Below are 13,749 nucleotides of genomic sequence, written 5' to 3' on the forward strand. Positions count from 1 at the left end.
GCATCTACGGTGTGGACGTCCTGCCGTCACCTGGTGAGTGCCCTGAAAGGCGCTTTCGGGGCGCTGAGCGTCCCGAAAGCGCCTTTCAGGGCATTCGGGGTTACCGGTCGCGGAGGGCGGTTTCCACCCCGCCCACCTTGTCGGCGAGCAGGCCGAGTGCGCCGACCGCGCGGACCATCGGGTCGTCCTCCGCGCCGCCGAGTGCCTTGTCGCGCAGGAACGCGGTCTTCACCTGCGCCCAGCGGGCCGCCTGTTCCGGGGTGAGCCTGCCGCGCAGTTCCGCCAGCTTCAGCAGGTTGGCCTCCGCGCCCGACGTGAGGGTCTGCGCCTCGCCCTGGTAGTGGTCGTCGATCAGCATCTCCAGTTCGGCGTCGTTCATCACCGGGACGATGCGTTCCGCCAGCTTGTTCATGTTGCGGTAGGAGCCCTGCAGCTGGAACGGCGGCTCCATCCGCGACGACTCGGCCTGCGCCGCGGACGCGATGTAGGTCTGGTTGTTCGCCAGCACGACCTCCTGCACCCGCAACAGCTTGCGCAGCACCGAGGTGACCTGGTCCAGCTCCACCGCCGAGTACGGGTGCGACAGCTGGTCGGACCGCACCTCCTCGCCGCGGGCGAGGCGGATCATCAACTCGATGTCGCCGCGCTCCCGGGTGGACAGTGGGGCCAGGACCTGGTTGGAGGTCAGCGAGTTCTCGATGTAGCTGAGCGCGAACAGGTCCTCGCGGCCGGAAAGCACGTCGCCGAGGTTCCACACGTCGGCGCGGTTCGCCAGCATGTCGGGGATGCGGAACCGCTTGCCCTGCTCGGTGTACGGGTTGCCCGCCATGCAGACCGCGAACCGCTTGCCGCGCAGGTCGTAGGTCCTGGTCCGGCCGTCCCACACGCCTTCCATCCGCCGCTGCGCGTCGCACAGCGAGATGAACTTCTGCAGCAGCTCCGGGTTGGTGTGCTGGATGTCGTCCAGGTACAGCAACGCGTTGTTGCCCAGCTCCAGCGCGAAGGAGATCTTCTCGACCTCCTGCCGCGCGGTCGCGTTGGGTGCGTCCGCCGGGTCGAGCGAGGTCACGTCGTGGCCCAGCGCCGGGCCGTTGACCTTCACGAACACCAGCCCGAGCCGGTTCGCGACGTACTCCATCAGCGTCGTCTTGCCGTAGCCGGGCGGGGAGATGAGCAGCAGCAGGCCCATCTGGTCGGTGCGTTTCGCGTCGCCGGAGGCACCGAGCTGCTTGGCGAGGTTGTCGCCGATCAGCGGCAGGTACACCTCGTCGAGCAGCCGGTTGCGCACGAACGCGCTCATCACCTTCGGCCTGAACTCGTCCAGCCGCAGCCGTGCGCGCTCGCGGTCGAGCAGCTCGTTGCGCTGCTTCTGGTACGCGCGGAACGCGGGCACCCGCTCCAGCCGGAACCTCCTGGTCCTGGCCAGTGCCTCGTCCAGCCGCAGCGTCAGCTTGCGGTCCACCACGCGCGGGTGCGCGCCGAGCAGGCCCTCGACGGTGGCCGACACCGCCGCCGACGAGTCGTGCCTGGGCAGGTCGCACAGCAGCAGCGCCACCGCCTCCGGCAGTTCCTCGACCGGCAGTTCGTCCGATGTGGAGACGAACGCCGTCAGCCACGCGGTCGCGAGCTGGTGGCGGGCCACCACGTCCGCACCCAGTGCGCGCAGGTCGTCGTCGAACTCGCGGCGGCCGCCGAGCTCGCGGCGGAACCGTTCCACGATCAGCCGCGCGCCCGCGCTGGTCACGAACCCGGCCGGGGTCGCGGCCAGCTCCTCGAACAGGTACTCCGCGGCCAGCGCGGTGTCCCCGTCCGCCAGGGGGAACCCGGCGATCGCCGCCGACAGCTCGTCGCACAGCGCGGCGATGGCCGCGACCGGGCCGAACGCCGCACGGGCCCTGGCCAGGGACGTCGCCCTGGTGGTCCACGCCTTCCGCGCGTCCTCCTGCGCGCCGAACGTCCAGAACAGCTGCGCCAGCGCGCGTGCCGCCGGTGGGTACCGCAGCAGCCCGGCACCCGCCCGCAACCGCAGCAGCACCTCGAGGATCGCGGCCGCGTCGTGGTCGTGCACACCGCGTTCGTAGCCCTCGTCGTAGCGGGACTCGGCGACGGTGCGCACCAGCGTGACGAGGTCCGCGTCCTCCGGCACCCCGGCGTCGAGCACGGTCGTCGCCAGGTACTCGGCGCGGTACACCTCCGCGGACTCCGACACCAGCAGCTGGTCCCAGAACGGCTTCGTCTCGAGGAAACCCGGGTCGCGCACGGGGGTGCGGAAGTCGGTGCCGGTGACGGCGAGCGACATGCCGCCGTCCTTCGGCACCAACGTCAGGTCGATGGCCTGCGTGTTCACCGCGAACCGGTGGCGCCCGAGCCGGACGGTCTCGCCGCCGTCGCCGAACAGGTCGGCGCGGTCCCGCAGTGACCGGCCCGCTTCCTGGCGCGCCGCCTTCAGCCTGCCGTCCAGCTCCTCGGCGCGCACGGAGTCGTCGAGTGCGCGCAGCTCCCCGGCGACCGAGCGGACCTTCGCGACCATCGGGTCCGACGCGAAGTAGGTGTTGATGTCGTCCAGTGTGGACAGTGTGGCGACGCGCCGCGCGATGCTGGTCAGGACCCGTTCCGCGGAGCTGACCAGGCGGTCCGCGCGGCGGGACTGCTCGTCGACGAGCGCCTGCTTGCGCGACGAGAACGCCTCGTAGACGTCGGTGCGCTTGGCGGTCAGCTCGGCGAGGAAGTCGTCGAACTCGCTGAACCGGGACTCGAGGTTCTCCAGTTGCAGCAGCAGCCTGCCGAGTTGTTCGTCGCAGCGCTGCGGGGTGTCGGCGACCGCGAGCGCACCCGTGATCGACTGTCCGAGCAGCGCGAACTCGGCGGCGAACGCGGCGCGGCCCTCGGTGGCGAGCAGGTCGCGGCGCCGGCCGTCCACAGTGGCGCGCGCACGGTTGACACCGCCCAGCACCTCGCCGATCCGTTCGAGGATCTGCGTGCGCACGGTCGCGTCGGCGATGTCGAGCGACCCGACGACCTCGGTGACGATCTCCAGCCCGGCGGCCTGCTCCGAGAGCCGCTCGACCACCGGGCCCGCCTCGGCCACGGTCGTGATGGCGGCCGCGTCGGCGACCAGCGCGTCGACCTTCTCGTGGTAGCCGGTGAACGCGTTCGCGCCGCGCAGGAACTCGACGGCCCGCTTCGCCGCACTGTCCAGTTCGGACTCCAGCAGTGTGCCGAGCTCGTCGATCCGCGTGGTGTCCACGTACCGCAGCTCGCGCAGCGTGACGAGCCTGCCCTGCGCGCGGCGCAGCGACGCGAGCTGCCCCACCCACTCGTCGGCCGACTTCGGCGCCTCGCCGCGGACCCGCCGCACCAGCGACGCGATCTCCTCGCCCGCCCTGGTCAGCTCGGTGGCCGCGGTGTCGGTCAGGGACTGGACGTTCTCGAACTCGGCGAGCACCTGCTCCGCCGTCGCCCGCACGTCGGTGATGGCCGAGCGCAGGTCGCCGAGTTCCTGGTCGCCGAGCCAGTGGTAGCTGTCGAACGCCCGCGCGCACGCCGCGATCAGGCCCTCGAACACGGCGGTCGACGGCGCCATCTCGTCGATCATCCGCTTGACGGACAGGCAGTCGGAGATGCCGCGCACGAGGTCGGCGTTGCCGACCCGTTCCAGCGGCCCGGTGCCGACGGGCTGGGCCGCCGCGAACGAGTCGGACACGTACGGCGTCTGCCACACCTGCATCGGGTGCACCCGCGTCGGTTCCTCCGACGTGGCGCGGAACGCGACCAGCGTGCCGTCCTCGAACAGCGAGTAGCCGTGGCAGGGCAGCGGGTTCGCGACCTCCTTGCGGATCACGTTGTACGGCAGCAGGAGCGTGCGGCCCTCCCGGCGGGCGTGGAACGCGTACACCACGTCCTCGCCGTTGGGCGACCGGATGACCCGCTCGAACTCCAGGTCGTCGGTGACGGTGTTCTCGAACGTGCGGGACACGCCGGTGGCGAGGTAGTAGCCGCCGGGGAAGATGATGCCCTGGTCCTCCGGCAGCCGCTGGCACGCCTGGCCGATCCCGTCGAGCCGCACCACCGTCTTGGTGCGGGTGTTGAACACCAGGTAGCGGTGGGTCGTCTCGTTGTAGGGCAGCACCCGCAGCAGGATCAGCGGGCCGATCCGCGCGTACCGGACGTCCGCGTCCGCGAGGCTCTGCAGCGGCTCGTCGACCGGCTCGGTGTAGACGCCCTCGCCCGCCTCGGTGTTGTTCTCGACCTTGACGGTCAGGTTGCCGTTGACCGTCTCGATGAACACCTCGTTCTGGATCGAGATGTGCGGGTGGCGGCCGAGCACGTGGTCGTCGCGGGTGGTCTCGGTCCACTCGAAGTCGTGCGACGACGGGAACACGTGGTCCCGCTCGCCCGCGTTGTCCACATAGGACAGCGTGCCGTCCGCGCGCACCGTCCACCGCAGCACCTTGATGTCCTCGGTGCGCGGCCCGGTCTGGAAGACCGCGAGCAGCTTGCCCTCCACCGGCCGCAGCTGCAGCAGCCGCGTCTCCCGGTAGTACCGGTACAGCTCGGTGAAGTCGCGGCGGAACCGCTCGTCGCCGAGCAGCTCCGGCCGCTCACCCGGCGCGTCCTCGAACCGGAAAGCCTCACCCTCGCGGGTGAACCGGTGCAGCGAGAACACGTCGTCGATCGTGGTCTCCGGCTTGAGACCGATAAACACGTTGTAGCCGAACAGCATCAGCCCGCTCGCGTCCCCGTCGGGGTCCGGGATGGACACGATGTCGCGCGGCACGCAGTTGTTCTCGGTGCGGATCCGCTCGGCGCCCACGAGGCGCAGCTCGGTACTGCCGAACACCTCGAGGCGCCGCGTGTTGAGGGCCTCGGCCCGCCGGGCAAGCTCCTCGGCCTGCTCGGCGAGCCGCTGCCGCAGCACCTCGTACGTACGGGCGTCGAGCCCGTCCTGCGCCGGCCCGCTGGCGGGGGCCGGCGCGTCGACGGTGGAGGTCACGGCTTCTGCGCGATCTCAGGCACCCGCTCCACCGGTGCCGGTGTCACGACGGGCGTGCCGGAGAGCAGCTCCTGGATGCGTGAGGCGTTCGGGCCGCCCTCCTTCATCATCTTCATCAGCGCGGCCGAGACCGACAGGTTCTTGACGTCGTCGCTGCCGAACGAGGACAGGATCTCCTTGATGTCGTCGGCGAAGTTCGCCTCCCCGTTGAGCCACGGGCCGGCGAGCTTGCTCGCCACGTCCGAGCCGTTCATGAACCCATCGACGCTCTTGCCGAGCGTGATCGAGCCCATGAGCCGGTCGAGGAACATGCTCTCGCCGCCGACGATGTCGATGTCGGCCTTCTCCAGCCCGGCCGCGAGGACCATGGCCTGCGACTCGGCGACCTCGCGCTGCGCCTGGATGCCGGCGAGCCGCACCTCCTTGTCCGACTCGAGCCGCAGGCGGAACTCCTCGTGCCCACGGGACGCGTCGTCGAGAGCGGCCATCGCGGCGGCCTTCTCGGTGAGGCCCTCGGCCTCGCCCTTCAGCTTCTCGCGCATCGAGTCCGCGTCGGCCAGCGCCTTCTCGCGGATGACGACGGCCTCGGCGCGGCCCTCCTTCTCGATGACGTCCGCGTTCCGCTCCCGCACCTGCACGTCGGCGAGACCCGCTGCGGCCGTCTCGGCCTGGATGCCCTCCGCGAGGCGGATCTTGGCGCGGGCGTCGAGGTCCGCTGCCTGCTGCCGGGCCTCGGCGAGCGTGAGCTCCTCGCGGGCCTTGTGCTTGGCGGCGGCCTCCGCGGCCTCGGCCGCCTTGATGTCCTTGACCAGGTGCTCCTGCGCCTCCGCCTCGGCCGCGATGATCGTGGACTGCCGCTTGCGCTCGGCCTCCTCGACCGCACGGAGGCGCTTGATGTTCTCCTCCTGCTCGGCGACCGTCTTGTCGACGGCGACCCGCTCACGCACGACCTCGGCGACCGAGCGGCGCTCGACCTCGACCTCCTTCTCCTTGGCCGCGTTGGCGAGGGCGATCTCCCGCTCGCGCGCCACGACCTCGAGCATGCGGTCCTTCTCGATGCGCTCGGTCTCGATCGCGATGACCCGCTCGCGGTTCTTCTCGGCGACGGCGACCTCGCGGGCCCGGTTCTGGTCCTGGATGCCGAGCTGCTCGTCGGTGCGCAGGTTCGCCTGCTGGGCCTTGAGCCGCTCCTCGGCCTGCACCTTCTGGGTCTCGGCCTCCTCGCGGGCCTTCATGGTCTCGATCTCGCGGCGCTGACGGTTCTCCGCGTCGGCCTGGCGGCGCTCCAGTTCGAGGATCGCCTCGCGGGCGTCCACGTTCTGCTTGGTGATCTCCTTCTCCTCGGTGCGCTGGAACTCGTTGGTCCGCACGTGCTCGATCGCCGTCAGCTCGGTGATCTTGCGGATGCCCTGCGCGTCGAGGATGTTGTTGGAGTCCAACTGGGACATCGGCGTCTGCTCGAGGTAGTCGATCGCCGCGTCCTCGAGGCTGTACCCGTTCAGGTCGGTGCCGATGACCGCGAGGATGCGGTCCCGGAACTCGTTGCGCTTGGTGTACAGGTCGACGAAGTCGAGGTGCTTGCCGACGGTCTTGAGCGCCTCGGAGAACTTGGCGTTGAACAGCTCCTGCAGCGTGCCCTGGTCGCTGGCGCGCTGGGTGCCGATCGCCTGCGCCACCTTGATCACGTCCTCGCTGGTCTTGTTGACCCGCACGAAGAACGTGATCCGGATGTCGGCGCGGATGTTGTCCTGGCAGATGAGCCCTTCCTGCCCGGTCCGCGTGATCTCGATCGTCTTCACGGAGATGTCCATGGTCTCCGCCTTGTGCAGCACGGGGAGGACCACGGCACCGGTGAACGTGACGTGCACGTTGCGGACCTTGGAGACGATCAACGCCTTGCCCTGTTCCACCTTGCGGAACAGGCGGCTGATGGCGATCAGCACGATCAGCAGCACGACGAGTGCCACGCCGCCCGCGATGAGAATGGTTTCCATCCAGATTTTCCTTTCAGGCAGGCGCGACCCAGAAGAACTCGCCGTCGATGTCGTGGTCGAAGATCAGAGCGCGGTTGCCGTACGCCAGTTCGTGTTCGCCGGTCTGTCGCACCTGGACGATCGCGGTCGACCCGTCCAGCGCGGTGACCTCGGCCTGGCCGAACTCACCGGTGACCGTGCCGGTGCGGATGACGCACTCGCGGCCGACGAAGTCGTTGCGGGACGCCTCCCCACCGGGAGCGTAGAGCCTGCGTAGGGGCACGGCGACGAGGCGGGCGGCGAACAGCCCGCAGATCAGTGCGACCAGCAGCACACCGCACCCGAGCACGACGGTCACGACGGTGCCGAGATCGAGCCCCTCGGTGACCACGCCACCCGCGAGAGTGACGAACCAGGAGACGACGACCAGCACGGACGCGGTCACGGTGACCGGCACACCGCCGAGGCCGAGACCGTCGCCGACGTCCAGGTCGCCGATCTCGATGTCGAGGGTGCCGACGAGGACGAGCAGCCAGTACAGCAGCACGGCCGCGAGCAGGAACGTGAAGATGACGGCGGGAAAGGACAGCGCGGCTTCGACGAAGTCGCCCATGTGCCACTGCCTCCCCACCCGGACGGCACCCGCTGAACCGTCGCGGGGGGACTATAACCAGGTGGGGAGGCAGCACAGGACCGAAACGGCCGAAATTGCGTGCTTAGTTCGCGTTCGTGTGCGCTCGGGAACGGGCCAGTAGCGAAACGCCACCACCCGCGAAGATCACCTGCAGCGCGATCTCGGTCCAGTCGATGCCCGCCGTGTCCGCCACCCCGGCCAGCCCGGCGACGCCGGTCCCGGCCACCGCGGCGACGATGCCGACGAGGATGGTGACGACCAGCGAGAGCTGGTGGCGCCCCGGCACCACCGCACGCCCGAGCCCTCCGATGGCGACACCGAAGACGATCGCCGAAATGAGTCCCGTGATCTCCACAGCCTTCCCCTTTCTCCCGCCACCAGCATCGCCGCCGGAACGAATTCGGGGATCGGGTGAATTCCCTGAGTTCCGCTCGGGGTCCATTCCGGAAGGGGCTGGCGCCGGCGGCCGGACCGCGCCACGATCGGAGGCATGCTGGACCGATTCGAGACCGCCACCCGCCTTCCCGCGCAGGACCTCGACCGGGCACGAGCGTTCTACGCCGAGAAGCTCGGCCTCACCCCGTCGGAGGAACGCCCCGGCGGCCTGCTGTACCGGTGCGGCGGCACGAGGTTCGCGCTGTTCACCTCGGGCGGGCGGCCCTCCGGCGAGCACACCCAGATGGCGTGGACCGTCGACGACCTCGAAGCGGTCGTGGCCGAGCTGCGTGGCCGCGGCGTGACGTTCGAGCACGTCGAGGTCCCCGGCCTGCGCACGGTCGGCGGCATCGCCGAGGTCGACGGCAACTACCCGTCGGCAGGCACGGGCGAGCGCGCCGCGTGGTTCCGCGACAGCGAGGGCAACCTGCTCGGCATCGGCGAACCGACCCTGGACGATTGATCGGGTGGGCGGCTGCGGTTGGCGTTGTGGGTTTGTCCTCGCGGACGGGCAGGAAGCCCCTTGGTGGTGGGCTGACGCCACCGTTGGGGTTGCGCGGGCGTGGCAATGCCCTGAAAGGCGCGTTCAGGGCGCTGGGCGCCCTGAACGGCCCATTGACGACACTTGTTGTGCCGTGAACGCGCCTTCACGGCATCGGCCCTGATGACGGGACCGTACGCCAAGCCGCTTTACAGGATCTTCACGGAATCGATCGTCTAGAACGAGTCGCGGTTGTACGTCGCGAGCTTCTCGGCCAGCACCTTGTCGTCGCGGTCGGCTGCCGGGACCAGGACCTCGGCGACCACGTCGGTCAGCTCGGCCATGCGCTGGTTGAGCCGCCTGGCCTCCTGGACCTCGCGTTCCAGCACCGCGATCCGGTCGTGCAGGTGACGGATCTCGTCATCGACGCCCACGATCCGCGCGACCCGGCGGCCCTGCTTCGCCACCACGGCACGCAGCCGCGACTTCACCGCTTCCATGTTGCCACCAGCCTGCATACGTGCGGATCCTCATCCTTGTAGACGGCGTACCCGTAGCCCTCCTCGCGGTGCTCGATGGCACCGCCCCAGGACTCGATCTCCGCGACGACCTGGTCGCCCGGCAGGTACTTGCGGAAGTGTTCGCCGTACACCTTCTCGGCGGCGGCGTTCTCGTCGGTGCGGAACTCGAGGTAGAACCGGCCGCCCCGGCGAAGGCACATGCTCGCGATGCGCCACAGCGCGTGCCGACCGGCGTCCTCCAGCGCGTGCACCAGGAACCTGGCGTACAGCGTGGGCGAGGTCTCGCGGTGCGCCAGCTCGCCGCCCGCCGCGAGGACCTGCCGGGTGTCGTACAGGTTGAACGTGCGGAACCGCGCGGGGATCCCCTCGGCCTTCGCGGCCTTGCCCGCGCGCTCGGTCGCGGCCGGGATGTAGTCGAAGCCCAGCACGTCCCGGCCCTGCCGCGCGAACCACAGCGAGTCCCGGCCGGTGCCGGAGCCGATGTCGACCACGTCCCGCGCGGCGGGCTCGCGTTCGTGCACCCACTCGGCGAACGGCGAGGGCTGCTCGGACACCGTCGACTGCGCGCGGCCGAAGTAGAAGGGCCACCAGTGGTTGCGGTTCTGCGTGTTGCCCCTGGTCCAGCCGTCGAGACGGCGGCGGACCCAGTGCGGGGTCTCGAACTTGAACGACGGGTCCGGGATCCGCCAGTGCGGGCCGTAGGTGATCGCCAGCAGCGCCTCGGGGTCGGCGGGCGCGGCGATGCGGCGGCCCTCCAGCTCGACCTCGCCCAGCGGCAGGATCACCCCGCGGTCGAAGTCCTTCGCGTGCACCTCGGGCATCAGGTAGAAGGTGCCGTCCACGACGAACCCGGCGAACACGTCGATCGCGCGGCCGCCCTCCGGGTCGGGGACGATCACCTTGAAGTCGGCGGAGGAGAAGCGCCACGTCCAGTACCCGGCGCGGATCATCACGCGCTCCATGGCGAACGACTCGCGCGCCACGTCGACGGGGCTGGTGTGGCGGCTCAGGTACGCGACGTCCGCGTCCGAGTCGTGCGGGATGAAGTGCCCGTCGCGGACCGCGCCGAGCAGCGCGCCGAACGCGAGGAACGCGTCGACGCCGCCCTCGTCGCGCAGGCGGGCCAGCACGTCCTCGATCGCGTCGAGCAGCGCCTCGCGGGTCGCCTCACCGCGCTCGGAGAACCCGCACTGCATGTCGCCGGCCTTGTCGACGATCAGTGGCCTGCCCTTGCCGTCGACGATCCGCACCCGCTGGTCCGACTCGTCGAACGCGACGTCGCCGGTGAACAGCACCTTCTCGCCGAACCGCTCCCGGACCGTCACCTCGCCGGTGCCACGCAGGAACGGGCGCAGGTTCACCGGCCAGCGCGCGAGCCGGTGACCGTTCTCGAGGCGGGTGTCCCGCTCCGCGTTGAACGACCACGTCCACTGGCCCTCGAACAGCACGTCGACGACCGACTTCTGACCGGCGTCGACCCGGACCCCGTCCTGGTCGACCGCCGTGGTGCCCTGGCGACTGTGTGTTCCGTTCATGATTCAGCGAACTCTAACAGCGCGTGAACAGAAGGTGGAATCTCCGCGTTCAGTTCACGGACCGTATCCGGTACACGAGGACCGACCCGGCCACTCCCACCAGCGCGGACAGCACATACAGCACCGGGTACCCGCCGAGGTGGGTGACTATGGGTGCTGCCAGCACGGGCGCGAGCACCTGCGGCAGCGAGTTCGCGATGTTGATCACCCCGAGGTCCTTGCCCCGGTCGGTCGCGGCGGGCAGCACCTCGGTCATGAGCGCGAAGTCGACCGACAGGTACACACCGAAGCCCAGCCCGAGCACGGCCGCCGCGACGATCGCGCCCGTCCAGGTCGGCCAGAACGCGAGCACCAGCGACGCCGCCGCCATCACGTTCCCCGCCCAGCACACGAACACCCGCCGCCTGCCGACCCGGTCCGACCAGACCCCGCCGATGACCACAGTGGACAGCAGGGTGGCCGCGTAGATCGCGGTGAGCACGAAGACACCGCTGTCCGGGTCGGCGTAACCGACCTCGTCCTGCAGGAAGTACAGCAGGTACACGATCGCGACGGAGTTGCCGAGGTTCAGCAGGAACCGCGTGAACCAGGCCCAGCCGAAGTCGGGGAACCGCACCGGGTTGATCCAGAAGTCCCGGACCCGCAGCCGGGGCCGTTCGGTCGCCTCGATCGTGGTGTCCTTGCGCAGCAACAGGTACGGCACGGTCGTGACGACCAGGAACGCCGCGCACACGAGGTAGCCCATGGCGATCCCGCCGACCGCGGCCGCGAGCCCGGACCCCACGACGATGCCGAGCGTCTGCCCCACACCGAGCCAGCCGCCGACCATCCCGCGCTGCCGCAGCGGCACCTGGTCGGGCACGGCGGCGAAGAGCGCGGCCTGCATGGCGTTGAGCGTGAGCTGGGCGGCACACCAGCCCAGCGCCATGATCACGATGTTCGGCGCACCGGCGAGGATCCCGAGGCTGGCGACACCGCCCGCCGCACCGATCGCGGTCCACGGCAGCCGCCTGCCGATTCGCCACGTGGTGCGGTCGGAGATGGCGCCGAACAGCGGGTTCGCGATCACCGAGCACGCGGCACCGAGCCCGGAGACGACACCGAGCGCGACCTCCTTGTGCTCTGGCGCCAGCTCCTGGGCCTGGAGCCCGAGCAGGACCTGGATGGGCCCGTAGAAGGCGGTGAAGAGGCCGAGGCTGGCCAGCGAGAGGAGGGCGGTCCACCTCGGCCGGACGGGGACCGTCGGTTCCGTCAACGCTGTGCTCTGATCAGGTCTCGGTACCAATGGAAGGAGTCCTTCTTCGTGCGGGCGAGGGTGTCGTAGTCGACGTGCACGAGCCCGAACCGTTGCGAGTACCCCGCCGCCCACTCGAAGTTGTCTACAATGGACCACACGAAGTAGCCGCGCACGTCGATCCCGTCGGCGATCGCCTGGTGCAGCGCGCGCACGTGCCCGTCGAGGTAGTCGACGCGGCGCTGGTCGTGCACCTCGTCGTGGTAGGCGCAGCCGCTCTCGGTGATGTGGACCGGCGGCAGGTGGTCGCCGTAGCGGTCGGCGAGCATGGTGAGCGTCTGGCGCAGCCCGTCCGGCACGACGGGCCACCCGAAGTCGGTGACCGGGTACCCGTCGATCGCCGGGAAGTCGAACGGCAGCCCAGGCGGCAGGACGGCCCCGTCGATGACGGTCTCCCGGCCCGAGGGCGCCGCGACCCTGCTGGGCAGGTAGTAGTTGACGCCGTACCAGTCCAGCGGCTCGGCGATGATCGCCAGGTCCTCGGCGACGGGCCCCGGCATGGCGGCGGCCAGCTCGTCGGTGGGGTACCGGCCGGTGAGCACCGGCGCGGCGAACATGTCGTTGACGAGCACGTCGTAGAGGTCGGCGGCACCGCGGTCGGCCGGGCTGTCGGACGCGGGCCAGACCGGCACGTGGTGGTTGGCGATGCCGACGCTCGTGGCACCGTTCGCCCGCAGCGCTCTCGTGGCGAGCCCGTGCGCGAGCAGCTGGTGGTGCGCGACGGGAAGTGCCTCGAACATCAGCTCCCGCCCCGGCGCGTGCGCCCCGACGGCGTACCCGAAGAGCGTGACCACCATGGGTTCGTTGAGCGGCATCCACATCCGCACCCGGTCCCCGAGCCGCGCGGCCACGACGTCGGCGTAGTCGGCGAACCGGAAGGCGGTGTCCCTGGCGAGCCAGCCCCCGGCGTCCTCGACCGCCTGCGGCGTGTCCCAGTGGTAGAGCGTGACCGCGGGCGCGATGCCGTTGGCGCACAACTCGTCGACGAGCCGGTCGTAGAAGTCGAGGCCCTTCCGGTTGACCTCCCCGTGCCCGGCGGGGAGGACCCGTGGCCAGGAGACGGAGAAGCGGTAGGCCCCGACCCCCAGCTCCGCCATGAGAGCCACGTCCTCGGAGTACCGGTGGTAGTGGTCGGTGGCGACCCGCCCGGTGTCCCCGCCTGCGACCCGCCCGGGCACGGCGGCGAAGGTGTCCCATGTGGACGGACCACGCCCGTCCTCGTCGACCGCCCCCTCGATCTGGTAGGCCGAACTGGACACGCCCCAGAGAAACCCCTCAGGAAACTGTGGCAACGTCATCGCGGTGTCGTCCTTCACCGGAGCAGGGAGAGCGCGAGCCAGCTTGGACGCCACCACCCCGCCAGGTCAAGCCCATGATCGATCCAGGCGGCACCGCCTACCCGCTCGCCACGCAAGGCCCTCGCGCGGCGAGTTGTCCACAGCCGCACCAGTTGTCCACAAGCAAGATCCACAACGCCCCGGCTGTCGGTGGACACCGGTAGACTGGCAAGGCGGGTGGCCCCCGGGTTCGGGTGGGGGCTGCCTTCCGGGCGGTTTCGGCGAAGACGGTGTCCGGTCGCGGTCAGCGGTCGGTGGGCCATTCGGAGGCGAGCACGGCCCACACCTCCACGTCGTGCCGCACCCCGTGCAGCGAGAACGCCTCCCGCAGCGTCCCCTCCCTGGTCATCCCCAACCGGCGCGCGACAGCGCTGCTCCGCGTGTTCGCGCTCGGGCACCGCCACTCCACCCGGTGCATGCCCCGCTCCCGGAACGCCCAGTCGATCATCGCGGTCGACGCGCGGGTGACCAGCAAGGGCCACGCGCCGACCGGAGCGGAACTGGACCGGATCGCGGGTAAGAACAACTACGGCCGGAAGGTACTGC

General features: G+C 70.2%; 10 protein-coding genes. 1 reads left to right on the plus strand and 9 read right to left on the minus strand.

Going from position 1 to position 13,749, the window contains the following annotated elements; translation table 11 throughout:
* Positions 1 to 100: 100 nt before the first annotated feature.
* The 4 genes from ACFPCV_RS35000 to ACFPCV_RS35015 all read right to left on the minus strand — a co-directional run bounded on the left by ACFPCV_RS35000 (position 101) and on the right by ACFPCV_RS35015 (position 7,955).
* Positions 101 to 4,993 carry a DNA repair ATPase gene (locus ACFPCV_RS35000; protein ID WP_378061391.1) on the minus strand — a complete coding sequence of 1,631 codons (4,893 nt, stop codon included), beginning with the start codon at positions 4,991 to 4,993 and terminating at the stop codon, positions 101 to 103.
* Complete coding sequence (locus ACFPCV_RS35005) at positions 4,990 to 6,987, minus strand: SPFH domain-containing protein (protein ID WP_378061392.1); 1,998 nt, start codon at positions 6,985 to 6,987, stop codon at positions 4,990 to 4,992. Before ACFPCV_RS35005 ends, ACFPCV_RS35000 begins: the two co-directional genes overlap by 4 nt.
* 13 nt (positions 6,988 to 7,000) lie before the next feature.
* The gene (locus ACFPCV_RS35010) at positions 7,001 to 7,579 is read right to left on the minus strand and encodes a hypothetical protein (protein WP_378061394.1); all 579 of its coding nucleotides are present in this window, start codon (positions 7,577 to 7,579) and stop codon (positions 7,001 to 7,003) included.
* A 103-nt stretch (positions 7,580 to 7,682) separates the two neighbouring features.
* Entirely contained in the window at positions 7,683 to 7,955 is a 273-nt protein-coding gene (locus tag ACFPCV_RS35015) for a GlsB/YeaQ/YmgE family stress response membrane protein (RefSeq protein ID WP_378061396.1), read from the minus strand.
* A gap of 135 nt (positions 7,956 to 8,090) precedes the next feature.
* On the opposite strand from ACFPCV_RS35015, the gene ACFPCV_RS35020 reads away from it, so the two are divergent.
* On the plus strand, positions 8,091 to 8,498 hold the full coding sequence (locus tag ACFPCV_RS35020) for a VOC family protein (RefSeq protein WP_378061397.1): 408 nt from the start codon (positions 8,091 to 8,093) through the stop codon (positions 8,496 to 8,498).
* Positions 8,499 to 8,752: 254 nt separating this feature from the next.
* Here the strand turns inward: ACFPCV_RS35020 and ACFPCV_RS35025 are convergent, their stop codons facing one another.
* From ACFPCV_RS35025 to ACFPCV_RS35045, 5 genes are all read right to left on the minus strand, one after another.
* Complete coding sequence (locus ACFPCV_RS35025; protein WP_378061399.1) at positions 8,753 to 9,016, minus strand: DUF6752 domain-containing protein; 264 nt, start codon at positions 9,014 to 9,016, stop codon at positions 8,753 to 8,755.
* The gene (locus ACFPCV_RS35030) at positions 9,004 to 10,572 is read right to left on the minus strand and encodes a class I SAM-dependent methyltransferase (protein ID WP_378061400.1); all 1,569 of its coding nucleotides are present in this window, start codon (positions 10,570 to 10,572) and stop codon (positions 9,004 to 9,006) included. Before ACFPCV_RS35030 ends, ACFPCV_RS35025 begins: the two co-directional genes overlap by 13 nt.
* 49 nt (positions 10,573 to 10,621) lie before the next feature.
* Positions 10,622 to 11,827 (minus strand): MFS transporter, encoded by a 1,206-nt coding sequence (locus ACFPCV_RS35035; RefSeq protein WP_378061401.1) that lies wholly within the window; start codon positions 11,825 to 11,827, stop codon positions 10,622 to 10,624.
* Positions 11,824 to 13,164 carry a GH1 family beta-glucosidase gene (locus ACFPCV_RS35040; protein WP_378061402.1) on the minus strand — a complete coding sequence of 447 codons (1,341 nt, stop codon included), beginning with the start codon at positions 13,162 to 13,164 and terminating at the stop codon, positions 11,824 to 11,826. The genes ACFPCV_RS35035 and ACFPCV_RS35040 overlap by 4 nt, the downstream gene beginning before the upstream one ends.
* A 283-nt stretch (positions 13,165 to 13,447) precedes the next feature.
* Positions 13,448 to 13,729, minus strand: coding sequence for a GNAT family N-acetyltransferase (locus ACFPCV_RS35045; protein WP_378061403.1), 282 nt, complete (start codon positions 13,727 to 13,729; stop codon positions 13,448 to 13,450).
* Positions 13,730 to 13,749 lie beyond the last annotated feature (20 nt).

Origin of the sequence: Actinophytocola glycyrrhizae, from assembly GCF_042653545.1 — a bacterium.
In the GTDB taxonomy this organism is placed as follows: domain Bacteria; phylum Actinomycetota; class Actinomycetes; order Mycobacteriales; family Pseudonocardiaceae; genus Actinophytocola; species Actinophytocola glycyrrhizae.